The following is a 23,250-nucleotide window of genomic DNA, read 5'->3' as shown; positions in this document are numbered from 1 at the left end:
GGTTGCGCACGAAAAACGCCGGATCGCTGCGGAATGCCCGGAGCACACATGCATCGGACAGGCCGTCAGCGACATATAGAAAGGGGTCACAACGGGTGCGTCGTTCCTTCACGCCCCTGCCGCACAGGCGCCGGGCAGCGCTGTAATGGATGCGTCATACAACGGTCCCTGCGCTGTCATCGAACCGTTATGGAATGTGCACCGGGCGGGTAACCCCGCATCCCAATCAACCCAGGAGCCACCCCGTGATCCACGCCTTCAAGTCGCGCGTTGCCGTTGCCGTCTTCGCAGCGTCGTCCGTGTTCGCCGCCAACGCCGCTGAAATCACCGGCGCGGGCGCCTCGTTCATCTACCCGGTGATGTCGAAGTGGTCGGCCGACTACAACGCCGCCACCAGCAACAAGGTCAACTACCAGTCGATCGGCTCCGGCGGTGGTATCGCCCAGATCAAGGCCAAGACCGTTGATTTCGGCTCGTCCGACGCCCCGCTGAAGCCGGAAGAACTGGCTGCTTCGGGCCTGGCCCAGTTCCCGTCGGTGATCGGCGGCGTGGTGCCGGTGGTCAACGTGGCCGGCATCGCTCCGGGCGCGCTGAAGCTGGACGGCACCGTGCTGGCCAACATCTTCCTGGGCAAGATCAAGACCTGGAACGACCCGGCCATCGCCGCGCTGAACCCGGGCCTGACCCTGCCGAGCGCCAAGATCACCGTCGTGCACCGTTCGGACGGTTCGGGCACCACCTTCAACTTCGTCAACTACCTGTCCAAGGTCAGCCCGGAGTGGAAGAGCTCGGTCGGTGAAGGCACCTCGGTCCAGTGGCCGGCCGGCATCGGCGGCAAGGGCAACGAAGGCGTTGCTGCCTACGTGAAGCAGATCAAGGGCGGCATCGGCTACGTCGAACTGTCCTACGCACTGCAGAACAAGCTGTCGTACACCGCGATGAAGAATGCCGCCGGCAAGTTCGTGCAGCCGAGCGACGCCTCGTTCGCCGCCGCTGCCGCCAGCGCCGACTGGGCCAGCGCCAAGGACTTCTACCTGGTGATGACCAACGCCCCGGGCGCCGAGTCCTGGCCGATCACCGCCACCAACTTCATCCTGGTGCACAAGAAGCCGAAGAATGCTGCCAACGGCAAGGCCACCCAGGAGTTCTTCCGCTGGGTCTACAAGAGCGGCGACGCCCAGGCCCGCCAGCTGGACTACGTGCCGCTGCCGGACAGCCTGGTCCGCCAGATCGAGACCTACTGGTCGCAGAACCTGAAGTAAGCAAGCGCGTTCCCCCGCAGGAACGGGATCGGCGGGTCCTCTCTCCCCCGCCGATCCCACCCGGGCGCGAGATCCTCGAGATCTCGCGCCTTTCTCGTTTGCCGGTGGCGTCGAGCTTGCTCGACTGCCCCGGGTGGGTAGAGTCGAGCTTGCTCGACTGCTCCTGGTCGGCCCTAGTCGAGCAAGCTCGACTCTACGAAGGGCCAAGGACTCGGCTGGGTGCTGAAGTGTGCGGACCAACGGTCCGCACCTACCGAGAGCATGGAGCAGTCGAGCAAGCTCGACGCTACGGAGGCCATCCGCCGGTCATACCGTGCGCAGATCCGGGGTCTGCGGGGGTCTCCCGGATCGTGGCCGACCCTGTGAAACCCTTGTCGGAACGTGATCCAGGACACCTCTGTCATGGTCGTAATACGGCTGTAACAAAAACATCATTTCATAGCCGCATCCGCCGACCCCGTCGGCTCTTCCCCGCTATGGAGTGACCATGAAACTGCACTCGGCCGGCCTTGCCGCCCTTTCCCTGGCCATCGCCCTGGGCCTGTCGGCCTGCGGTGGCGACAAGCAGGCCGCACAGCAGCCGGCTGCCGACGGTGCTGCCGCTCCGGCCGCTGCCGGTGCCAAGGTGACCGCCGAGGTCTCCGGCGCGGGCGCATCCTTCATCTTCCCGCTGGTCTCCAAGTGGTCGGCTGACTACAACGCCAGCACCGGTGCCAAAATCAACTACCAGTCGATCGGCTCCGGCGGCGGCATCGCCCAGATCAAGGCCGGCACCGTCGACTTCGGTTCCTCGGACAAGCCGCTGAGCAGCGAAGAGCTGGCCCAGGCCGGCCTGGCCCAGTTCCCGTCCGCCATCGGCGGCGTGGTGCCGGTGGTCAACATCGAAGGCCTGGAAGGCGGCAAGCTGCGCCTGAGCGGCGCCCTGCTGGCCGACATCTTCCTGGGCAAGGTCAAGACCTGGAACGATCCGGCCATCGTCGCCGCCAACCCGGGCGTGAAGCTGCCGGACGGCAAGATCACCCTGGTCCACCGTTCGGATGGTTCGGGCACCACCTTCAACTTCTCCAACTACCTGTCCAAGGTCAGCCCGGACTGGAAGGCCAAGGTCGGCGAAGGCACCTCGGTGCAGTGGCCGGACGGCGTGGGTGGCAAGGGCAATGAAGGCGTCGCGTCCTACGTGAAGCAGATCAAGGGTTCGATCGGCTACGTCGAACTGGCCTACGCGCTGCAGAACGGCATGCCGTACACCGCCATGCAGAACGCGGCCGGCAACTGGGTCGAGCCGAGCGCGGAGACCTTCGCCGCCGCGGCCGCCAGCGCCGACTGGGCCAGCGCCAAGGACTTCAACCTGGTCATCACCAATGCCCCGGGCGACCAGGCGTGGCCGATCACCGCCACCAACTTCATGCTGATGCAGAAGCAGCCGAAGGACGCCAAGCGCAACCAGGACACCCTGGCCTTCTTCAAGTGGGCCTTCGAGAACGGCCAGGCCCAGGCCAACGAGCTGCACTACGTGCCGCTGCCGGCCGAACTGGTCAAGCAGATCGAGGCCTACTGGGCGACCGACCTGAAGTGATGGTTACGACGGTGCCCGCCCCGCGCGGGCACCGCTGCTTCCACGCCATGCCGCCCCGCCCCTTCCTGGCCCAGCCGTCCCCATGAATGCCATCGCCCAGCCTGTAGCCGCCCCGTCCACGCGTGATGCGCGTGATGCCCGCAACGACAAACTGTTCCGATGGGTGCTGGTCGGCACCGTCATCTTCGTCCTGATCGCCCTGGCCTGCGCCGCGCTGTCGATGCTGTGGGGCGGCCGCCATGCCCTGCAGATGCAGGGCCTGAGCTTCTTCTTCTCCGCCGACTGGAATCCGGTCGAAAACAAGTTCGGCGCCCTCGCCCCGATCTACGGCACCCTGGTCACCGCGCTGATCGCAATGGTCATCGCCGTGCCGGTCAGCTTCGGCATCGCCTTCTTCCTCACCGAAGTCGCGCCGCGCTGGCTGCGTGGCCCGGTCGGTACCGCCATCGAACTGCTGGCCGGCATCCCCTCGATCATCTACGGCATGTGGGGCCTGTTCGTGCTGGTGCCGGTGATGACCGAGTACGTCACCCCGTTCCTCAACGAAACCCTGGGCGAGTGGCCGATCATCGGCCCGATGTTCCAGGGCCCGCCGCTGGGCATCGGCATGCTCACCGCCGGTTTCGTGCTGGCCATCATGGTCATTCCATTCATCTCTTCGGTGATGCGCGAAGTATTCCTGACCGTGCCGACCCGCCTGAAGGAGTCGGCCTACGCGCTGGGCTCCACCAAGTGGGAAGTGAGCTGGGACATCGTGCTGCCCTACACCCGCTCGGCGGTGATCGGCGGCATCTTCCTCGGCCTCGGCCGCGCCCTGGGTGAAACGATGGCAGTGGCCTTCGTGATCGGCAACAGCGTGCGCCTGTCGCCGTCGCTGCTGGAGCCGGGCACCACCATCGCCGCGCTGATCGCCAACGATTTCGGCGAGGCCACTGAAACCTACCGCTCGGCCCTGCTGCTGCTCGGCTTCGTCCTCTTCATCGTCACCTTCGTGGTGCTGGCCATCGCCCGCCTGATGCTGATGCGCCTGTCCCGCAAGGAGGGCAACTGATGTCCACCACAGCTGATTCGCTGTACCTGCGCCGCCGCATCGGCAATGTCGTTGCCATCACCGCGTCCTGCGCCACCGCCCTGTTCGGCCTGTTCTTCCTGGGCTGGATCCTGTTCACCCTGGCCTCCAAGGGCCTGGCCGGCATCAACCTGGATCTGTTCACCAAGATGACGCCGCCGCCGATGCAGGAAGGCGGTCTTGCCAACGCCTTCTTCGGCAGCGCCGTGATGTGTGCGCTGGCGATCGGCATCGGCACCCCGCTGGGCGTGCTGGCCGGTACCTGGCTGGCCGAGTACGGCAACGCCCGCAAGGCCGGCACCGTGGTCCGCTTCGTCAACGACATCCTGCTGTCGGCGCCGTCGATCGTGCTCGGCCTGTTCGTCTACACCCTGTACGTGATGCAGACCGGCGGCAACTTCTCGGCATTCGCCGGTGCGCTGTCGCTGGCCTTCATCGTGCTGCCGGTGGTGGTGCGCACCACCGACGAAATGCTGCGCCTGGTGCCTTCGCAGATGCGCGAAGCCGCGCTTTCGCTGGGCATCCCGCAGTGGAAGGTGATCGTGCAGGTGCTGTACCGCAGCGCGTCGGCCGGCATCATCACCGGCATCCTGCTGGCGCTGGCGCGCATTTCCGGCGAAACCGCCCCACTGCTGTTCACCGCCTTCGGCAACCAGTACTGGAACAACAACATCTTCCAGCCGATGGCCTCGGTGCCGGTGGTGATGAACCAGTTCGCCGGCAGCCCGTATGAATCCTGGCAGGTGCTGGCCTGGGCCGGTGCCCTGGTGCTGACTGTCTTCGTGTTGCTGGTCAGCCTTGCCGCCCGCGGCATCCTGCTGCGCAACCGTATCTCCCATGACTGACCTTTCCGTGGATAACGCCATGAACGACCTTTCCAATGCCGTGCCGATGCAGCGCATCGCCGTGCCGTCCTCGCACGAGAGCCTGCACACGCCGTCGCCGGTCAAGCTGGCCGCGCGTGGACTGGACTTCTACTACGACAAGTTCCACGCCCTGAAGGGCATCAACCTGGAGATTCCGGAAAAGCGCGTGACCGCGCTGATCGGTCCGTCCGGTTGCGGCAAGTCGACCCTGCTGCGCATCTTCAACCGCATCTACGCGCTGTACCCGAAGCTGGAAGCGCGCGGTGAGGTGCTGCTGGACGGCGAGAACATCCTGTCGCCGAAGTACCCGATGAACCGCCTGCGCAGCAAGGTCGGCATGGTGTTCCAGAAGCCGGTGCCGTTCCCGATGACCATCTTCGAGAACGTGGCCTACGGCATCCGCCACCACGAGAAGCTGAGCAAGGCCGACATGGCCGACCGCGTCGAGCAGGCGCTGCGCCAGGGCGCGCTGTGGGACGAAGTGAAGGACAAGCTGGGCCAGAGCGCGCTGGGCCTGTCCGGTGGCCAGCAGCAGCGCCTGTGCATCGCCCGTGCCGTGGCCCTGCGCCCGTCGGTGCTGCTGCTGGACGAGCCGACCTCGGCGCTGGACCCGATCTCGACCAGCCGCATCGAGCAGCTGGTGGAAGAGCTCAAGCACGAGTACACCATCGTCATCGTCACCCACAACATGCAGCAGGCCGCGCGCGTGTCCGACTACACCGCCTTCATGTACCTGGGCGACCTGATCGAGCACGACCGCACCGAAGTAATCTTCTCGCAGCCGTCGCAGCGGCAGACCGAGGACTACATCACCGGTCGCTTCGGCTGAAACGTCAGTCGAGCGTGGCTCGACTCTACAGACAACGGCAGTCGAGCATGGCTCGACTCTACAGAGTGGAACAACCATGAACCTTCCCAACGACCACATCGTCAAGAGCTACGACGAAGAGCAGCAGCGCCTGGTGGCCGAAATCGTGCGCATGGGCGAGATGGCCGTCGCCCAGCTCGAAGCAGCGATGGACGTGATCGAGAAGCGCGACGAGAACGCCGCCCATCGCATCATCGCCAACGATGAAGCCATCGACGCGCTGGAACAGCAGATCAGCCACGACGTGATGCGCCTGGCGCTGCGCGGGCCGATGGCCCGCGACCTGCGCGAGATCCTGGCCGGCCTGCGCATCCCGGCCGACATCGAGCGCATCGGCGACTACGCGGCCAATGTCGCCAAGCGTTCGATCGCACTGGGCAAGGTACCGCCGCTGCCCCAGATCCAGGGCCTGCGTGCGCTGGGCCGCCTGGCCGCGCAGCAGGTGCGCCGCGCCATCGCCGCCTACCGCGACAACGACGCCGACGCCGCACTGGCGCTGCGTGAGGACGACGCCCGCCTGGACGCGCAGTACACCGCGCTGTTCCGCGAGCTGCTGACCTACATGATGGAAGACCCGCGCAACATCACTCCGTGCACCCATCTGCTGTTCATGGCCAAGAACCTGGAGCGCGTGGGCGACCACGCCACCAACATCGCCGAGAACGTGTGGTTCCTGGTGCACGGCGAGCAGCCGCTGCCGCCGCGCGAAAAGCGCGACGAGACCTCCAGCACCGGCCAGCCCTGACGCTGCACTGCAACACGTGAGTTGACTCCATGGTGGCCGCTGTCCTTGCGACAGCGGCCTTCTTGTTTCTGGGCATTCCGGCCACCGGTCTCCCCTTCTGTAACAAACCTCACGAAAATTTGAGGTCTTGGCGAGGATTCGTTGAGTAGGATCGCTGCACCATCGTTTCCACCGGCACCCCTGCCGGCCACCCGGGCACCCGCCCACACCACCCAGGAGCACGACCGATGAGCAGTTCCAACAAGACCCTGTCCCTGCTGACTGCTACCGCCCTGGCCGCCGGCCTGGGCATGACCGCCAGTGCCTCGGCCCTGAGCATGAGCGACCTCGCCCAGGGCTACCTGGTGGCCGGCCAGGCTGCCAAGGCCAGCACCGATGCCAAGGCCGCCGATACCAAGATGGCCGCCGACGCGATCAAGCACGCCGAAGGCAAGTGTGGCGCCGACGGCAAGAGTGCTGAAGGCAAGTGCGGCGCCGACAAGGGCAAGGCTGCCGGTGCTGCCGCCGGTGCCAAGGCCAAGACCGGCGACAAGAAGTCGGCTGAAGGCAAGTGCGGCGAAGGCAAGTGCGGTGGCAAGCACTGACGTCCGCGCCAGCATCGTCCACCCGCGGTCGCCGCTTCGCGCGGCGGCCGCCGGGTTGGGCCTGCGCCGGGCGCTGCTGCAGGATCTGCGTGATGCACCGGCCGGCGACTTCGATTTCCTCGAATGCGCGCCGGAAAACTGGATCCATGTCGGTGGGCCCGCCGGCGACGCGCTGGCCGAACTGGCGCAGCGCCACCCGCTGAGCTGCCACGGCCTGTCATTGTCGCTGGGTGGCAGTGCGCCACTGGATACCCAGCTGCTGGAGCAGGTCGGCCAGTTCCTCGAGACCCATCGCGTGCCGCTGTACAGCGAGCACCTGAGCTACTGCAGCGACGACGGCCACCTGTACGACCTGCTGCCGATCCCCTTCACCGATGAAGCGGTGCGCCATACCGCGGCGCGCATCGCCCGCGTGCAGGACCTGCTGGGCCGACGCATCGCGGTGGAGAACGTGTCCTACTACCTGGCACCGGAGCCAGCCATGGACGAACTGGCCTTCACCAACGCCGTGCTTGCAGAAGCCGACTGCGACCTGCTGCTGGACGTCAACAACGTCTACGTCAACGCCTGCAACCACGGCTACGATGCCGACGCCTTCATTGCTGGGCTGCCCGCCGAACGCATCGTCTGCCTGCACGTGGCCGGGCACCTGGATGAAGCACCCGACCTGAAGATCGATACCCACGGCAGTGCGGTGATCGATCCGGTCTGGGAGCTGCTGGCGCGTACCTATGCGCGCATCGGCGCGCGCCCGACCCTGCTCGAACGCGACTTCAATTTCCCGCCCTATGCCGAACTGCAGGGCGAGCTGCAGACCATCCGCCGCCTGCAGGCCACGCACGCCGGTGGCGGTCATGGCTGAGGCTCCCGATTCCCTGCGTGCACAGCAGCATGCCTTCACCGCGCACCTGCGCGACCCGCAGGCGGTGGCCGCGCCGGCAGGCCTGGAACCGCGTCGCGTGGCGGTCTACCAACGGCTGCTGTTCAACAATCTGCTCGGCCTGTTGAGCAACGGTTTCCCGGTCTGCGTGCGCCTGCTCGGCGAACCCGCCTGGAGCGCGCTGGTGCGCCAGTACTTCGCCACGCATCGCTGCCAGACGCCGTTGTTCACCGAGCTGGCCGCCGAGTTCGTGCAATGGCTGCAGGCACGGCCGCAGCTGCCGCATCCGGCACTGGCCGAGCTGGCCCACTACGAGTGGGTGGAAACCGCGCTGTACCAGCTGGCCGCCGAGCCCCTGCCGCCCGCGGCAGACATCGATCCGCTGCAGGTGCCGCTGCAGCGCTCGCCGCTGGCCTGGCCGCTGCTGTACCAGTGGCCGGTACATCGGCTCGGCGCCGAGGACGCGCCAACGCAGCCGCCAGTCGAACCGACCGGCCTGCTGGTACGCCGCGAAGCCGATGGGGAGGTGCGGTTCGCCGCGCTCAGCCCGCTGGCGGTGTACCTGCTGGCCAGCATCGGCGAGCAACCCGGCCTCGAGGGCCAGGCCTACCTGCAACACCTGGCCAACGCCCACGGGCTGGCCGAGGACGCGCTGGCCGGACCCGGTGCCGCGTTGCTGCGGCAGTTCCTGCAGGCTGGCGTGATCGGCCCGCTCCCCGCCCCTCCCTGCCCCCCTTCCGCGGAGATCCCCTGATGAACCTTCCGACCCTGGCCGTCGCACGCGGCCAGCTGGACCGTCTCGCCCCCTGGCTGGCCCCGCTCGGCCTGCGCCTGCTGCTGGCCTGGGAATTCTTCGAATCCGGCCGCGAGAAACTGCAGGGCCAGAACTGGTTCGCCGACCTGCAGGACGCCTTTCCGTTCCCGTTCGATCAACTACCGCCCGCCCTGAACTGGCAGCTGGCAACCTGGTTCGAACTGCTCGGCGCGGCCTGCCTGTTGTTGGGGTTCGGCACCCGTTTCGCCGCCACCGGCCTGCTGGTGCTGACGGTGGTAGCAACCTATGCCGTGCACTGGCCGATGGAATGGCACTCGCTGGGCGACCTTGCGATGGGCTATGCGATCAGCGACCAGGGCTTCGGCAACTTCAAACTGCCGGTGCTGTTCATGGCGATGCTGCTGCCGTTGATCTTCACCGGTGCCGGCAAGCTGAGCGTGGATGCGTGGTTGTCGCGGTGGTTTCCATCGGGCATGACGGTCCGGCCCGCGGCCCGGTAGGCGCTGACCGGGGTCCGGCGCGCTCTGTGCCAACCAAGGTTGGCACCTACCGGGTTCCAGAGGTTGGCACCTACCGGGTTCCAGAGGTTGGCACCTGCCGGGTTTCAGGGGTTGGCACCTGCCGGGAACCTGGTGGTGTGGTGCTCCGGTGGGTGTCGACCTTGGTCGACACGCTCCTGCGCAGGGAACCCGTGCGCCACAGGCCAGCCGGGCGCTCGGGGGCGCTCTGCTAGAATTCACGCATGACTGACCCCACTCCCGCACCTGCCGCCGCTCCCGATTCCGCAGTTCCCCAGGCGCAGCGCGCGATGTCACAACGCTTCCGCGGCTTCCTGCCGGTGGTGGTCGATGTGGAAACCGGCGGTTTCGACAGCCAGCGCAATGCCCTGCTGGAAATCGCCGCCGTGCCGATCGAGATGGACGAGAACGGCCTGCTCTACCCCGGCCAGACCGCCAGCGCACACGTGGTGCCGGCCGAGGGCCTGGAGATCGATCCAAAGTCGCTGGAAGTGACCGGCATCATCCTCGACCACCCGTTCCGTCTGGCCAAGGAAGAGAAAGCGGCACTGGACCATATCTTCGTCCCGGTGCGTGCCGCGATGAAGAAGTACGGGTGCCAGCGCGCGATCCTGGTCGGCCACAACGCCCATTTCGACCTCGGTTTCGTCAATGCGGCCGTGGCGCGCACCGGCCACAAGCGCAATCCGTTCCATCCGTTCAGCGTGTTCGACACGGTCACCCTGGCCGGCATCGCCTACGGGCAGACCGTGCTGGCGCGTGCGGCTACGGCCGCCGGACTGGGCTGGGACGCGAATGAAGCGCACAGCGCGGTGTACGACACCGAGCAGACGGCGCGCTTGTTCTGCACGATTGCCAACGCCTGGCCGCGCTAAGACAGCCAACGGCGCAACCGCATCCACGCATTGCGTGGATGCGATCAACCAATACTCGTACGATCGCGGCCATCGCTCTTGGCCCGGTACAGCGCGCGGTCGGCGCGCTGGTACAACAGCGCCGGGGTGCGGTCGTCGGCGTCCAGCTCCACCAGGCCGGCGCTGAAGGTCACGCGCAGGCCGTCCACGCCGGCCCAGTCCGGATGGTCATGGAACAGCCCGCGCAGGCGCGCGCACAGCTGCGCGGCTTCTTCCAGGCGGGTGTCGTTGAGCAGCAGCGCGAACTCTTCGCCACCGGTGCGCGCGGGCAGGTCCGAATCGCGGCTGGCCGCGGCGATCAGTCGCGCCACCTCCACCAGCACCGCATCGCCGATGCTGTGGCTGTGGCGGTCGTTGACGTCCTTGAAGTGATCGATGTCCAGCACCACCAGGCACAGCGGATGACCGCTGCGCTGTGAGCGGGCGAAGTCGCGGGCCAGGGTTTCATCGAAGCCACGGCGATTGGCCAGCCCGGTCAGGGCATCTTCGCGGGCTTGCCGCTCGAACGCCTCGGCCTGCCGTGCCAGGCGCTCGGCCAGCTCGGTCTTTTCCTGGTTCAGTGCCTGCAGGTGCACGGTCTTGGCCTGCAGGTCGAAGGTCGCCTCGTCCACGCGCCGGGCCAGGCGCAGGTTGCTCGCCTTCAGCTGCTGCAGCAGCAGGCGGTACAACGCCACCAGGCCGGCCAGCAGCAACAGCCCGCCCAGCGCCTGCACGCTGCGGCGCTGCCACCAGAACGGCTCCACGGTGAAGCTCCACACCGCTTCCTGCTGGCCCCAGGCCCCCGCCGGGTGCGCAGCGGCCACGTGCAGGGTGTAATCCCCCGGTGGCAGGCCAACGAACTCGACGCTGCGCTGCGGGCCGCGTTCAACCCAGCCGGCATCCAGCCCATCCAGCCGCGTGCGGTAGCGGATCCGGTCGGACATCAGGTAGCTCAGGCCCACGTAGCTCACCGCTAGGCGGCGGCCACCCGGAATGTAGTTGCGGTCGGGCCCTTCCCAATGCACCGGCGCACCATCCACCTGCACGCTCTCGATCGCCGCCGGCGGTGACGGGCGTTCACGGAAGCGCTGCAGGCGCTGCGGATCGACCGTGCTCAGCCCGCCCGCGGTGACCACCCAGAACGTGCCGTCCTGGCGCAGGATCGCCGACGGGCCCGAACTGCCGTTGGCCTGCGCGTTGGCCATGCCGTCGATCTCGTTGTAGCGCTCCACCAGCACCCGCGGCGCGCGGCCGTCGGCCACCGCATTGAGCGTGGCCATGTCGGTGCGCAGCACGCCCCGATTGCTGCTGACCCACACGTTGCCAAGGCGGTCGGGCACCAGTTGGAACACCGCATCCACCGGCATGCCCTGCTCCAGCCCCACCCGCGCCAGCCGGCCGTTCTGCCAGCGGTACAGGCCGCGGTCACTGCTGATCCACATCGCATCGCCCAGCTGATGGAAGCCGAACACGCTGCGGCCGCCGCCCATCGGGGCCAGGTCGATCGACTGCACGTGGTTGCCGCGCAGCACGCGGATGCCTTCGATGGTGCCGATCCACAGGTTGCCCTGGTGGTCATGCTCGAGCGCGGTGATCAGGCCACCGGGCATGCCCGGCACGCTCGATACCTGCACGCGGTCGCCGTCGATGCGGACCACGCCCTTCTGCGTGCCGGCCCAGACCACGCCCTGCGCATCCACGCTGATCGCGCGGATGTTGCCTCCCGGCATGCCATCGGCGGCCGCAAAGTTATGCCGTAGGCTGCCGTCAGGGCCGAGGCGGTAGACGCCGTCACCGAAGGTGCCGACCCACAGATCCCCCGCCGGGCCCTGCGCCAGGCTGAGGACCGACGGCGCCTTGCCCCCCCGGTTGTGCAGCGGTACGGGACGGAAGCGGCCGTCGGGGGTCTGCAGGTCCAGGCCGCTGGCGCTGCCGACCCACAACTGGCGGTCACGGTCCTCGAACACGGTGCGCACATAGTCGCCACTGAGGCCATCGCGCTCGGTGTAGCTGCTGAACAGTGTCTCGCGCAGGCGGTACAGGCCGCCGTTGGCACCCACCCAGATGCTGCCCTCCGCATCCTCGCGCAGGCTGACAACGCGCCCGCCGGGCAGGTTCAACCCCGCCGGCAGCCGCTCCAGCCCATGCGTGGAGATCCGCAGCAGGCCCTGGTTCTCGGTACCCAGCCACAGGTCGCCGTGGCGGTCCTGCAGCATCGCGGTCATGTGCAGCTGGCCCGGCAGGCGGTGCACCAGCACCAGCTGATCGTCCTCCACCCGGTACAGGCGCTCGCCGGCGACGATCCACAGGGCACCATCCGGAGCGCGGTACGGCCACGACAGCCCGGTACCCGCGCCCAGGCCCCACGCGGCGGGTGCGCGCTTGAGCACACCGTCGTTGTCACGCAGCACCAGCCCATCGAGCGTGCCGACCCAGACCCGGTCCTGCGCGTCGACCACCAGTTTGGTGAAGCTCATCGCCATCGGAAGATCAGCCGCCGGTGCCTGATAGACGATGCCCTTGTCCGGCACCAGGTAGCCGAGCCCCTTGCCTTCGTACAGCAGCCACAGGCGCCCCTGGCTGTCCATCTGCATGGACTGGATCAGCACCTGCGGGGTATCGCCCTGATGCTCCCAGACCCGCCACTGGCCGTCGTTGCCGCGATGGCTGACATTGCCGCGCGAATCGCTGATCCACAGCCCGCCCTGGCGATCGACGTAGAGCGCACCGATGCCGTTGTCGCGCAGGCCCGGGCGGGTGCTGCGGTCGAACACGGTGAAATCCAGGCCGTTGTAGCGCACCAGGCCTTCCCAGGTGGCGAACCAGAGATGCCCCTCCGGGGTCTGCGCGATGTCACGCAGCGAGTTGTGCGGCAGGCCGTTGCGCGAGGTCCAGACGTCGATCGCGTAGTCCCGCAGCGGCGGCGCGCCTTCCTGCGCCGCCAGTGGCGCGGCCACGGCCAGCAGCAGCCACAGCAGCCCCTGCCGCAGTGCCCGCCTGAATGATGATCCACGGCGCTCCGCCCAACGCCTCGTGTCCCCCTGTCCGCCCATCAGCGCAGTGGCGGTGGCCAGCGATGGCTGCGGGGTCTGGCAGCGTGAGGAAACGCGCGGGCAACGCGGAGCGGCGTGCCGGCAGGAACGGGCTGGCTCATCGGGGGGCGTCTGGGGAGATGCGCGAATGATAGGGCAAACGCCAGCCCGCTGCGCCTAATCAGCCATGCACCACGCCCGCGGCAACAACGGCTGGCTTTCTGAGCCAGCCGTGCAGGCGATGCAGGTTTGCGGCGGGAGGGCTTGGTCCGGTACACCGTCCCGATCCCAGGCGGTGACCACAGGCCGGTCCAGAAGACCTCTCGCCTGGCGCCTCAGCGGAGGGACAACTACATCCTGTCGCCGGCACGACGCCTGTAATGGGCCACCAGATCGGCCGGGTAGTACTCGTGGTCGCGGAAGCTCGAATCGTCGATGTCGAACAGCATCACGACCAGCGCGGCCTCGAAGGCCCAGTAGCCCATGTAGCCGCTGTCGTCGTCACGGTGATTCCCGTGCCAGTACACGTTGCGGCTGCCTGCATACCAGCCGTCCAGGAACTCCTTTACGAGCCCGGGCCGGCCCGAGGGTGAGGCGATTGCTTCCATGAGCGGGAGGTATTGGCGATACAACACCTCAGTGGAAACGGGCCGGCCCGCATCCCCCAGCGCAACTGCGATCGCGTCGAAGAGTTTGTCTTTTCCGGCGATCCGCAGCAACTTCAAGCTTCGTTGAATGTACTCTCGCCCCATATCCAGCGAGAGCGCGAAAGCCAGCCACCATAGCCATTGCACGAAGTGATCTTGCCGGATGTCCTCGAACTGGAAACGGTAACTTCTCTCACCGGTCTCCAGTAGATCGCAGAGTTTGCTCATCTTCTCGCGCACTGGAAGGAGCGACCTCACCTCACCCTTGATTGATTCGATGTCATCACCTCGGGAATATCGCATTACCACCACTCCCAACACTGAATCGAAAAGCCTTGAGGCAGCAAGAACACGCCCTTTGCGCGGCAGTTCATCCCCCGCGATTCTCGATTCCTTTCGATGAATCGAGGCTCTCTCATGCTCGATCCAGCGGTCAAAGTAGCTTCTGTTCTTGCGCGAATCTCGCATTTTCATTGTTGGATCAAACCCTTAGTTGACTCCGAAGCGGTCATCAATCGATTCTGACAGTCCCAACCGTTCCGTCTTCGGCCACTCTGACAACAAGCTTCTCGACGCGCCCCTCTTCCAGAGCTTCTACAATCTTCTCTGCCTCATCCTTGCCAACTTTCGCCTCTAGACGCTTTCCAATCCACTCATCATCCATCTGCCGCGTACCGTCCCTGTACGGCCCACCCAAACGGCCCGTGTTGTACTTCGCTTCAGTGATCACATAGTCAGGCGGCGGATCCGGGTGGCTGTAGACCCCATCGATGCCATTCTCTCCCGGACGATACACGCCATCGGTCTTCCCCACTGGCGTCAGTCCCTTGTCCAGCATCGCCTGATGCGCTCTCGCCTCGCCGAACGCAGCACCTGCGGCGCGCGTGCGCGGCAACCGGGTTTCCACCACCCCATCGGCATCCGGCGCCCGGCTTTCCGTGTGCCGACGCTTGCGCGCGCGCAATGCCCGCGCCAATGCCGTGAACGCCTCACCCAGCTCGTCCAGCAGCGCTGCCAGACGCTGTCCCAGCCGCCCGATCCGGGCCGCCCAGGCTGCGCCGCCATAGGCGGTTCCGGCCGTGCCTGCGCTGAACGCGCCCAGCAGCACGCTGATAACGACATCGAGCGCAAACTGGCTACCGTAACGCTGGGTCAACTCCTGCAGCTCGTCTGGCGGTACCGCCTTCGCCCAGTACGCAGGGAACGTCGCCAACAGCTGCCAGGTCGGGCCGTCGTCGAACAGCAGGATCAGCTGCTCCTTGATCGTACTGGCCTTGTCCAGCACCTGCTCGCCTGCTGCACGATGCCCTGCAATGCGTGCATCCAGCCCGTTCCAGTCACCTGCCAGCAGCAGTCCGCTCAGTTCGCGCAGTTCCGCATCGGCCTTGAAGCGCAGCACCGCCAGTTGCCACACCGTTTCCACGCTGCCACTGACCCAGTCCCATGCCCCCTTCGTCTGGCCTTCGATGCGGTTCAGCTCCATCAGGAAGGCCCGATGAGCAGAGTTGGCACTGTTCCATTGTCGCCAGTCCGCAGCAAAATCCTGCCGGGTCTGCTGCACGATGCGCTGCAGGGCGACGCGAAGTCGTTCGCGGCAGGCCTCAATCTCAGCCGAGTCGGCGCTGTCGGCCTCGTGCTGGTAGATCACCTGCACCGGCCCCACGCTCACCTGCGGCAGACGTGCACGGCCTTCGTCATCGAGATGGCCGCTGAACACGCGGCCATCGGACAGGGTCGCCCGGTAACTGACACCGCGCGCGGGCGTACAGTCCAGGTCGCCGTAATGGCAATGCAGCACGACCTCGCGCGTAGCTGCCACATCGCGGGCAACGAAACCGCTGGACGGTGGCCCGGCGCTCCACAGGTTCACCTCCGCCGGCGCGGTAGGCGCCGCGGAGACCGACGCACCGCCACCGCCGTCAACCACATACACCAGCGACTGAGCGCCTCCGAGCAACCTGCAGCCACAGGCCAGCGAATCGCCTTCGCGCGCGATCGGCTTGCCATCGACGATCAGCGTCGGGTCCCCGGTGACGATCTCGAACGTGCCCCCATGCTTTGGACACGTCGCCTTGTCACCCACGCAGGCCACGGCCTTGCCTTCGATATCCGTATTCGACGATCCGGTCAGCACCCGCCCGCCGCCCGTGGTGGCGTCGCCGACCACGATCCACATCCGTGCCATCTGCCATCCGCGAGAAACTTCGATGGCTTCAGGTGACGGGCCGCACGCAGCGCAGGCAATTCAACGCTGACGCAATTGCCCCGACCGTCTAGGCAACGCCTTGCAACGCAGGCGATTACCGCACGTGACGCATTCGCCCTATCGCGCCGCAAGCAGGGCTATCGCGTCAGTATCCGGCGGGGCCTGTCGGAATGCAGCCCCTCCCGCGTCGACTCAGCCGGCGCGGCCCGGCGGCACCACCTGCGCACTGGCCGGCCACTGCACCACGGCTTCCAGCCCGCCTTCGGCGCGATTGCGCAGCCACAGGCGCGCACCATCCTTCTCGGCCAGCGCGCGGGCAATGGTCAGCCCCAGCCCGGCACCACCGGTTTCGCGCGAGCGCGAGGTTTCCACCCGCACGAACGGGTCGAACACCGCTTCCAGCTGGTCCTCGGCCAGCCCGGGGCCATCATCGGCCACCATCACGGTGATCGCACCGCCACTGCGCTCCACCCGTACCCGCACGCGCTGGGCGTACATCACCGCGTTGTCCACCAGGTTGGAGAACAGGCGGTGCATGGCCAGCGGGCGCAGCATCAGCACCGCGCCGGTTCCCCCTTCGAAGACGACATCGGCGCCCCCTTCGGCGGCATCTTCAACGATGCTCTCCAGCAGCGAATCCAGGTCCAGCGCCGCGCGCTGCTCGGCACTTTCGGCGCTGCGTGCCAGTTCCAGGCCTTCGCGCACCAGTGCCTGCATCGCCGCCAGATCGCCGATCAGGCGCTCGCGCAGCACCTCGTCGGTGACATTTTCCAGGCGCAGGCGCAGGCGGGTCAGTGGGGTCTGCAGGTCGTGGGTGATCGCCGCCAGCATCTGCGTACGCTCGGCCAGATGCCGCTGCAGGCGGTGCTGCATCGCGTTGAAGGCTTCCGCCGCACGCTGCACTTCGCGCGGTCCGCGCAGGGGCAGCGGATCCCGCTGCAGGTCATCGCCCAGGTCTTCGGCGGCGGCCGCCAGCTCCTGCAGCGGCGCGCTGGCCATGCGCGCGACGATGTACGCCAGCACCGCGATCGCCAGTACCAGCAGGGTCAGGAACCACGGGTCGACGGCGAGGATGCCGTTGTGGGCCACCGCTGGCGAGTCCAGCGCCAGCTTCAGCAGCGTACCGTCGTTGAGGGTTACGTCAACCGCGCGGCACTTGGGCGGAATGAACGCCGGATCGCGCTCGCGCGGATGCTTGCGATGCCCGGGCGGCGGCGGCGGCAGCAGGTCCTGCAGCTTCGGAATGCACGAACGGAACGAGGTGAAGTGCACGTGCGCGCGCGACACCGGGCCGGGCCGGTCATCGAGCACTTCCATCAAGGCCGTATCGGCCCGGCCCAGGCGCGCGCCCGGCAGCAGCGCACGCACGCTGGGGCCACCGACCTCCAACAGCCGCTCGCGCAGTTCGGGGTTGCCGTCGAGCAGGTTGACGTAGCCCTGCAGGCGGTCGGCGATGCGATTCAGGTTCTGCCGCTCGAACTCCTGCTGGCGCTTGGAGGTGGCCAGCATGGTCGCGCCGATCGCGGCCACGCTCATGCCCAGCAGCAGGATCACGAACAGCCGCCCGACCATCGAGGACAGGAAATGGCGCAGGCGCTTCATCGCGACCTATTCCAGGTTGACCGACGAGGCCAGCACGTAGCCTTCGTTGCGCACGGTCTTGATCAGGCCGTCCGGCCCGCCGTCATCGCCCAGCTTGTTGCGCAGCCGGCTGACCTGCAGGTCGATCGCGCGGTCCTGCGCCTCGTAGTTGCGGCCGCTGCTGAGCGCCACCAGTTGCTCGCGCGACAGCACCTTGTTGGCATGCGCGATGAACACCCGCAGCAGCCGGAACTCGGCACCGGACAGCACCACCACGCGATCGTCCGGGTCCACCAGGTGGCGGTGCTCCAGGTCGAATATCCAGCGCGAGAAGCGCGCGCGGCGTACCGCCAACGGCTCCAGGTTGGCCGGCAGCGCTTCGGTGCGGCGCAGCACGTTGCGGATGCGCGCCAGCAGCTCGCGCGGCTCGAACGGCTTGGCCAGGTAATCATCGGCACCCATTTCCAGGCCCAGCACGCGGTCGATCGGCTCGGCACGCGCGGTCAGCATGATCACCGGGGTGTTCGAGCGCGCGCGCAGGTCGCGGCACAGGGTCAGGCCATCCTCGCGCGGCAGGTTGAGGTCGAGCACGATCAGGTCCACGTGCTCGCGGTCCAGCAGCTGGCGCATGGCGGTGCCATCGGCGGCCGTGCTCACCTGGTAACCGGCGCGGCCAAGCTGTTCGGCCAGCAGGGTCCGGATGTCGTTGTCGTCGTCGACGATCAGCAATCGATGCATCGTGTTTTCGGTCTCCATGTCGCGATCATCCCGTGTCGGCAGCTGAACCGCATCCGGGGCAATGCGTACCAGTGTATCCAGCCGAGGCCGCGATACCTGTGGTTACGCGTATTCACCGACAGTGTTACATAGAGACATACCCCGAGGATTGGCCCCCTGCCGGTCGATCTTCACAATGCCCACCAACGCCGCTGCCGCGGCCCCGAGAGTGAAGCCACGACGTGAGTTTCCGCCTGCTGCCCGCGACCCGCCGGGGTCGACTGATACTGATCGCCCTGCTTGCCCTTGCCGTTGCCGTCGCTGCCTGGTGGCTGCTGCGCAAGCCTGCCGCCCCGGCGGTGGCGACCACCCCGGTCAGCCGCGGCGACATCGAGCAGACCGTGGAGGCCACCGGCGTGATCGATGCCTACAAGCTGGTCAGCGTCGGTGCGCAGGCCTCGGGCCAGATCAAGTCGCTGAAGGTGCAGCTGGGCGACACGGTGAAGGAAGGTGACCTGATCGCCGAGATCGACGCCACCACCCAGCAGAACCAGGTGCTCAACGCGCAGGCCTCGCTGGACCAGGTCACCGCCCAGCGCGCGGTGCAGCAGGCCACCCTGCGCCAGGCCGAACTGGAGTTCGCGCGCCAGCAGCAGATGCTGGCCGCCGAGGCCACCTCGCGCCAGGAATACGATGCCGCCGAGGCGCAGCTGAAGACCGCCCGCGCCCAGCTGCAGTCCTACGAGGCGCAGATCAAGGGCCGCGAAACCGAGCTGGGCACCGCCCGCGCCAACCTGGCCTATACCCGCATCACTGCGCCGATGGACGGCACCGTGGTCGCGGTGGTGGCCGAGGAAGGCCGTACCGTCAACGCCAACCAGACCGCACCGACCATCGTCATGCTGGCGCGGCTGGACGTGGTTACCGTCAATGCCGAGATCTCCGAGGCCGACGTGGTCAAGATCAAGGCCGGCATGCCGGTGTACTTCACCACGCTGGGCGACCCGGACCGCAAGTACCACGCCAAGCTCCGCCAGATCAATCCGGCGCCGGCCTCGATCGCCAACGAAAGTTCGTCCAGTTCCAGCAGCTCGTCCAGCTCCAGCTCCAGCAGCGCGGTCTACTACAACGCGCTGTTCGACGTGGAGAACCCGGACGGCACGCTGCGCATCGACATGACTGCGCAGGTCTCGGTGCTGCTGAAGCAGGCCAAGGGCGTGCTGATGGTGCCGTCGGTGGCACTGGGGCCCAAGCGCCGTGGCGATGAGCGCACGGTGCGGGTGCTGGACGACAAGGGCCAGCCGCAGCCGCGCAAGGTCACCGTGGGCATCAACAACGGTGCATCCGCCGAGATCCTGTCCGGGCTGAAGGAAGGCGAGCGCGTGGTGGTGGGCGAAGCCAGCGCGGCCGGTGCCGCCGCCGGCGGCGGCAACCGTGGCGGCATGCAGATGCGGGTCGGTGGCCCGGGCATGGGGCGCCGATGAGCATGGCGGCGCCGCTGCTGCGCCTGCGCGACCTGCGACGCGAATTCCCGGCCGGCGAGGATGTCATCGCCGTGCTGCGCGACGTGAATCTGGATATCCATGCCGGCGAGATGGTGGCCATCGTCGGCCAGTCCGGTTCGGGCAAGTCGACGCTGATGAACATCCTCGGCTGCCTCGACCGCCCGACCCGCGGCAGTTACCAGGTGGCCGGCCGCGAAACCGGGAAGATGGAGCCGGACGAGCTGGCCGAGCTGCGCCGCGGGCATTTCGGTTTCATCTTCCAGCGCTACCACCTGCTGGGCGATCTGGATGCGCGCGGCAACGTGGAAGTGCCGGCGGTGTATGCCGGCAGTCCCGGCCCGGTGCGCAACGCGCGTGCCGAGCAGCTGCTGCAGCGGCTGGGCCTGGGCGACCGCATGCACCACAAGCCGGGCCAGCTGTCCGGTGGCCAGCAGCAGCGCGTGTCGATCGCGCGCGCGCTGATGAACGGCGGCGAGGTGATCCTGGCCGACGAACCGACCGGCGCACTCGACACGAAATCCGGCGAGGAGGTGATGGCGATCCTCGGCGAGCTGCACGCCGAAGGCCACACCATCATCATCGTCACCCACGACATGAGCGTGGCCCAGCACGCACAGCGCATCATCGAGATCCGCGACGGCGAGATCATCGCCGATCGCGCCAATCCGGATGCGCCGAGCTACCGCGCGCAGCGCGAAGCCAGCACCGGCGTTTCCCATGGCAACAGCTGGCGGGCCGCCCGCGACCGCTTCACCGAAGCGTTCCGCATGGCCCTGCTGGCGATGAACGCTCATCGGCTGCGCACCTTCCTGACCATGCTCGGCATCATCATCGGCATTGCCTCGGTGGTCTCGGTGGTGGCGCTGGGCAACGGCTCACAGCAGCAGATCCTGCAGAACATCAGCGCGCTGGGCACCAACACCATCGACGTCTACCCCGGCCGCGGCTTCGGCGACATGCGCTCGGCGCGCGTGCAGACGCTCAAGGCCAGCGATGCCGACGCCTTGTCAAAGCAGAGCTACGTGGACAGCGCCACCCCCAGCGTGTCGACCTCGGTCACTGCGCGCTACCGCAACCAGTCCTCCACCGCCCAGGTCAGCGGTGTTGGCGAGCAGTTCTTCCGGGTCAAGGGCGTAACCCTGCTCAGCGGCAGCTTCTTCGATGCCGACGCGGTGAAGGGCCTGGGCCAGGTGGCGGTGATCGACGAGAACACCCAGACCCAGTTCTTCCCCGATGTCGACCCGGTCGGCCAGGTGATCCTGCTCGGCAACGTGCCGGCGCGCGTGGTGGGCGTGGCCAAGCGCCAGAGCTTCGGTTTCGGTGGCAGCACCAGCCTGAGCGTGTGGGTGCCGTACACCACGGTGATGTCGCGCATGCTGGGCCAGAGCCACGTATCCAGCATCACCGTGCGTGTGGATGACAGCACTCCGATGGATGCCGCACAGGAAGCGATCACCCGCCTGCTGACGATGCGCCACGGCACCGAGGATTTCTTCCTCAGCAACAGCGCCGAGATCCGCGACACCATCGAGCAGACCACGCGCACGATGACCCTGCTGATCGGCGCGATCGCCGCCATCGCACTGCTGGTCGGCGGCATCGGCGTGATGAACATCATGCTGGTCTCGGTCACCGAGCGTACCCGCGAGATCGGTGTGCGCATGGCCGTCGGCGCCCGCCAGAGTGATATCCGCCAGCAGTTCCTGATCGAAGCGGTACTGGTGTGCCTGCTCGGCGGCGTGCTCGGCATCGGCCTGGCCCTGCTGCTGGGCTCGATGATCGGCCGCTTCGCCAGCGACTTCCAGGTGCTGTTCTCCACGGCCTCGATCATCGCTGCGTTCGCCTGCTCGACCCTGATCGGCGTGGCGTTCGGATTCCTGCCAGCACGCAACGCGGCGCAGCTCGACCCGGTGGAGGCCCTGGCCCGCGAATGAAGATGATGACCCGACTGCCCTTCCCTGCTCCCTCGCGCCTGCTGTTGGCTGGCGCCGTGCTGCTCGCCCTGTCCGCCTGTGCGTCGGTCGGCCGCTATCCGATAAAGGAACCGGACGTGGCGGCCAGCTACGGCCGGGGCGATGCCACCCTCAACGCACCGGCCGACGACCCGCGCAGCAGCCTGGACACACCGGGCCGCGACATCCGCCAGGACACCTGGTGGACCGGCTTCGGCGATGAACGCCTCGACCGCTTGGTGGCGCAGGCACTGGCCGCCAACAGCGACCTGGCCGCCGCCGGCCTCGCCGTGCAGCGTTCGCGCCTGCAGGCCGGGCTGGCCAGCAACGCGCTATGGCCGCAGCCGTCGTCATCCGGCGTCAGCGGCAGCGCCAGCCGCGCCACCGACCTGGCTGACGACTGGCGTCGCAGCTACTCCACCGGCGTCTCGCTGGGCTGGGAAGTGGACCTGTGGGGCCGCCTGCGCACCCAGCGCGACATCGCCCGCTGGGAGGCCGAGGCGAGCGAGGAAGACCGCCAGAACACCGCGCTGCTGGTGATCGGCGACACCATCAACCAGTACTGGAACCTGGCCTACCTCAACCAGTCGATCGCGACCGGCCAGGCCAACCTGGAGCGCCTGGAGCGCACCCGTGAACTGGTGCAGGCCCGCTTCGACGCCGGTGCGGTATCGCGCCTGGAAGTGCGCCAGGCACTGCAGAACCTGCAGTCGCAGCGCTCCTCGCAGAGCGCGCTGGAACAGCAGCGGGTGGAGGCGCGCAATGCACTGACCGTGCTGCTGGATGGCACGCCCTGGCCGCAGCAGGACGAACCGCAGGACCTGCTGGGCGCACGCAGTCCCGCCATCACCGAGGGCCTGCCGACCGACCTGCTCGGCCGCCGTCCCGACCTGCGCGCGGCCGAACTGCGCCTGCGCAACAGCCTGAAGACCATCAAGGTGACCGCCACCCAGTACTACCCGGCGCTGAGCCTGACCGGCAGCCTCGGTTCCAGCGCCACGTCATTGGGTGATGTGCTGCGCAACCCGGTGGCCACGCTGGGCGCCGGCCTGTCGTTGCCGTTCCTCAACCTGCAGCGCGCGCAGCTGGATACCGACATCGCGGGCACCGCCTACCAGATCGCCGCCACCAACTTCCGCAAGACGCTGTACACCGCGCTCTCGGAAGTGGACAACGCGCTGTCGGCACGTGAGCAGCTGGCGCGCCAGGTGGCGGCCTCGCAGGCCTCGTACGACGAAGCGGTGGAAGTCGAGCGCGCGCAGGAAGTGCGCTACCGCGTGGGTGCCACCGACCTGCGCACCTGGCTGGAGGCACAGCAGACCCGGCGCGATGCCGAGCTGTCGCTGGCGCGCGTGCGCCAGGGCCAGCTGAACAACGACGTGACCCTGTTCAAGGCGCTGGGCGGCAGCGCGGGGTGAGGCGATGCGGGGCTGCGCCCCGCACCCGCCAAAACAACGTCAACATCAACGTCAACAACGGGGCATTCCGTTGAATGACGGGGTGGGTCCGGTGACAGGGGACGCCGTGCCCCCCCCTCCGGGGTCCGGCCCAGCCGCTGGCGGCTGTGCGTTCGG

The 23,250-nt window shown here is 67.4% G+C and carries 19 protein-coding genes; 14 read left to right on the top strand and 5 right to left on the bottom strand.

Translation table 11 applies throughout. The features are described from left to right. Window positions 1-245 precede the first annotated feature (245 nt). The 11 genes from pstS (K5L94_RS07305) (at window position 246) to rnt (ending at window position 10,018) form a co-directional block, all read left to right on the top strand. Complete coding sequence (pstS, locus tag K5L94_RS07305; RefSeq protein WP_008267138.1) at window positions 246-1,262, top strand: phosphate ABC transporter substrate-binding protein PstS; 1,017 nt, start codon at window positions 246-248, stop codon at window positions 1,260-1,262. A 487-nt stretch (window positions 1,263-1,749) separates the two neighbouring features. Continuing rightward, window positions 1,750-2,838: a phosphate ABC transporter substrate-binding protein PstS gene (pstS, locus tag K5L94_RS07300; protein WP_049458236.1), complete on the top strand. Its 1,089-nt coding sequence runs from the start codon at window positions 1,750-1,752 to the stop codon at window positions 2,836-2,838. Window positions 2,839-2,920: 82 nt separating this feature from the next. Then, a complete protein-coding gene (gene pstC, locus K5L94_RS07295) occupies window positions 2,921-3,889 on the top strand; it encodes a phosphate ABC transporter permease subunit PstC (protein WP_008267250.1) in 969 nt (322 codons plus the stop codon). Continuing rightward, window positions 3,889-4,752 (top strand): phosphate ABC transporter permease PstA, encoded by an 864-nt coding sequence (gene pstA, locus K5L94_RS07290; protein WP_006428262.1) that lies wholly within the window; start codon window positions 3,889-3,891, stop codon window positions 4,750-4,752. Before pstC ends, pstA begins: the two co-directional genes overlap by 1 nt. Window positions 4,753-4,771: 19 nt before the next feature. Continuing rightward, window positions 4,772-5,602 (top strand): phosphate ABC transporter ATP-binding protein PstB, encoded by an 831-nt coding sequence (gene pstB, locus K5L94_RS07285; protein ID WP_005408788.1) that lies wholly within the window; start codon window positions 4,772-4,774, stop codon window positions 5,600-5,602. Between the two features lie 76 nt (window positions 5,603-5,678). Then, on the top strand, window positions 5,679-6,386 hold the full coding sequence (gene phoU / locus K5L94_RS07280) for a phosphate signaling complex protein PhoU (protein ID WP_008265615.1): 708 nt from the start codon (window positions 5,679-5,681) through the stop codon (window positions 6,384-6,386). Between the two features lie 227 nt (window positions 6,387-6,613). Then, window positions 6,614-6,970 (top strand): hypothetical protein, encoded by a 357-nt coding sequence (locus K5L94_RS07275; RefSeq protein ID WP_274512373.1) that lies wholly within the window; start codon window positions 6,614-6,616, stop codon window positions 6,968-6,970. After that, window positions 6,957-7,832, top strand: a complete 876-nt coding sequence (locus K5L94_RS07270) for an HvfB family MNIO-type RiPP peptide maturase (protein ID WP_053449242.1) — start codon at window positions 6,957-6,959, stop codon at window positions 7,830-7,832. Before K5L94_RS07275 ends, K5L94_RS07270 begins: the two co-directional genes overlap by 14 nt. After that, complete coding sequence (locus tag K5L94_RS07265; RefSeq protein WP_274512372.1) at window positions 7,825-8,604, top strand: HvfC family RiPP maturation protein; 780 nt, start codon at window positions 7,825-7,827, stop codon at window positions 8,602-8,604. The genes K5L94_RS07270 and K5L94_RS07265 overlap by 8 nt, the downstream gene beginning before the upstream one ends. Continuing rightward, window positions 8,604-9,125, top strand: coding sequence for an HvfX family Cu-binding RiPP maturation protein (locus tag K5L94_RS07260; RefSeq protein WP_053449240.1), 522 nt, complete (start codon window positions 8,604-8,606; stop codon window positions 9,123-9,125). The genes K5L94_RS07265 and K5L94_RS07260 overlap by 1 nt, the downstream gene beginning before the upstream one ends. A gap of 242 nt (window positions 9,126-9,367) precedes the next feature. Beyond that, on the top strand, window positions 9,368-10,018 hold the full coding sequence (rnt, locus tag K5L94_RS07255; protein WP_006428023.1) for a ribonuclease T: 651 nt from the start codon (window positions 9,368-9,370) through the stop codon (window positions 10,016-10,018). 44 nt (window positions 10,019-10,062) lie between these two features. Here rnt and K5L94_RS07250 read toward each other — a convergent pair whose 3' ends face one another. From K5L94_RS07250 to K5L94_RS07230, 5 genes are all read right to left on the bottom strand, one after another. Beyond that, window positions 10,063-13,089, bottom strand: a complete 3,027-nt coding sequence (locus K5L94_RS07250; RefSeq protein WP_274512371.1) for a ligand-binding sensor domain-containing diguanylate cyclase — start codon at window positions 13,087-13,089, stop codon at window positions 10,063-10,065. Between the two features lie 329 nt (window positions 13,090-13,418). Next, window positions 13,419-14,189 carry a PoNe immunity protein domain-containing protein gene (locus K5L94_RS07245; RefSeq protein ID WP_274512370.1) on the bottom strand — a complete coding sequence of 257 codons (771 nt, stop codon included), beginning with the start codon at window positions 14,187-14,189 and terminating at the stop codon, window positions 13,419-13,421. A 37-nt stretch (window positions 14,190-14,226) separates the two neighbouring features. Further along, window positions 14,227-15,891, bottom strand: coding sequence for a PAAR domain-containing protein (locus K5L94_RS07240; protein WP_274512369.1), 1,665 nt, complete (start codon window positions 15,889-15,891; stop codon window positions 14,227-14,229). A gap of 222 nt (window positions 15,892-16,113) precedes the next feature. Then, on the bottom strand, window positions 16,114-17,523 hold the full coding sequence (locus K5L94_RS07235) for an ATP-binding protein (protein ID WP_006427864.1): 1,410 nt from the start codon (window positions 17,521-17,523) through the stop codon (window positions 16,114-16,116). A gap of 6 nt (window positions 17,524-17,529) precedes the next feature. After that, a complete protein-coding gene (locus tag K5L94_RS07230; RefSeq protein WP_006427862.1) occupies window positions 17,530-18,258 on the bottom strand; it encodes a response regulator in 729 nt (242 codons plus the stop codon). A 203-nt stretch (window positions 18,259-18,461) separates the two neighbouring features. Between K5L94_RS07230 and K5L94_RS07225 the strand changes: the two genes are divergently transcribed. Genes K5L94_RS07225 through K5L94_RS07215 form a run of 3 tightly spaced genes read left to right on the top strand, consistent with a single transcriptional unit; the run spans window position 18,462 to window position 23,094 of the window. After that, window positions 18,462-19,703 carry an efflux RND transporter periplasmic adaptor subunit gene (locus tag K5L94_RS07225; RefSeq protein ID WP_008268535.1) on the top strand — a complete coding sequence of 414 codons (1,242 nt, stop codon included), beginning with the start codon at window positions 18,462-18,464 and terminating at the stop codon, window positions 19,701-19,703. Further along, window positions 19,700-21,658, top strand: coding sequence for a MacB family efflux pump subunit (locus K5L94_RS07220; protein ID WP_274512368.1), 1,959 nt, complete (start codon window positions 19,700-19,702; stop codon window positions 21,656-21,658). The genes K5L94_RS07225 and K5L94_RS07220 overlap by 4 nt, the downstream gene beginning before the upstream one ends. Beyond that, window positions 21,655-23,094, top strand: coding sequence for a TolC family protein (locus K5L94_RS07215; protein WP_274512367.1), 1,440 nt, complete (start codon window positions 21,655-21,657; stop codon window positions 23,092-23,094). Before K5L94_RS07220 ends, K5L94_RS07215 begins: the two co-directional genes overlap by 4 nt. Window positions 23,095-23,250: the final 156 nt, after the last annotated feature.

Source organism: Stenotrophomonas forensis (assembly GCF_028752115.1).
Classification (GTDB): Bacteria; Pseudomonadota; Gammaproteobacteria; order Xanthomonadales; family Xanthomonadaceae; genus Stenotrophomonas; species Stenotrophomonas forensis.
The sequence above is the reverse complement of the archived record's forward strand: the minus strand, read 5'-3'. Positions and strand labels throughout refer to the sequence as shown.

Bases quoted from the DNA above. Each gene is read 5' to 3' on its own strand.
- K5L94_RS07235 (WP_006427864.1), bottom strand. From the start codon at position 17,523: ATGAAGCGCCTGCGCCATTTCCTGTCCTCGATGGTCGGGCGGCTGTTC.
- pstC (WP_008267250.1), top strand. From the start codon at position 2,921: ATGAATGCCATCGCCCAGCCTGTAGCCGCCCCGTCCACGCGTGATGCG.
- K5L94_RS07260 (WP_053449240.1), top strand. From the start codon at position 8,604: ATGAACCTTCCGACCCTGGCCGTCGCACGCGGCCAGCTGGACCGTCTC.
- pstA (WP_006428262.1), top strand. From the start codon at position 3,889: ATGTCCACCACAGCTGATTCGCTGTACCTGCGCCGCCGCATCGGCAAT.
- pstS (WP_049458236.1), top strand. From the start codon at position 1,750: ATGAAACTGCACTCGGCCGGCCTTGCCGCCCTTTCCCTGGCCATCGCC.
- K5L94_RS07265 (WP_274512372.1), top strand. From the start codon at position 7,825: ATGGCTGAGGCTCCCGATTCCCTGCGTGCACAGCAGCATGCCTTCACC.
- K5L94_RS07245 (WP_274512370.1), bottom strand. From the start codon at position 14,189: ATGAAAATGCGAGATTCGCGCAAGAACAGAAGCTACTTTGACCGCTGG.
- K5L94_RS07240 (WP_274512369.1), bottom strand. From the start codon at position 15,891: ATGTGGATCGTGGTCGGCGACGCCACCACGGGCGGCGGGCGGGTGCTG.
- pstB (WP_005408788.1), top strand. From the start codon at position 4,772: ATGAACGACCTTTCCAATGCCGTGCCGATGCAGCGCATCGCCGTGCCG.
- K5L94_RS07250 (WP_274512371.1), bottom strand. From the start codon at position 13,089: ATGGGCGGACAGGGGGACACGAGGCGTTGGGCGGAGCGCCGTGGATCA.
- phoU (WP_008265615.1), top strand. From the start codon at position 5,679: ATGAACCTTCCCAACGACCACATCGTCAAGAGCTACGACGAAGAGCAG.
- rnt (WP_006428023.1), top strand. From the start codon at position 9,368: ATGACTGACCCCACTCCCGCACCTGCCGCCGCTCCCGATTCCGCAGTT.
- K5L94_RS07215 (WP_274512367.1), top strand. From the start codon at position 21,655: ATGAAGATGATGACCCGACTGCCCTTCCCTGCTCCCTCGCGCCTGCTG.
- K5L94_RS07220 (WP_274512368.1), top strand. From the start codon at position 19,700: ATGAGCATGGCGGCGCCGCTGCTGCGCCTGCGCGACCTGCGACGCGAA.
- K5L94_RS07230 (WP_006427862.1), bottom strand. From the start codon at position 18,258: ATGGAGACCGAAAACACGATGCATCGATTGCTGATCGTCGACGACGAC.
- K5L94_RS07275 (WP_274512373.1), top strand. From the start codon at position 6,614: ATGAGCAGTTCCAACAAGACCCTGTCCCTGCTGACTGCTACCGCCCTG.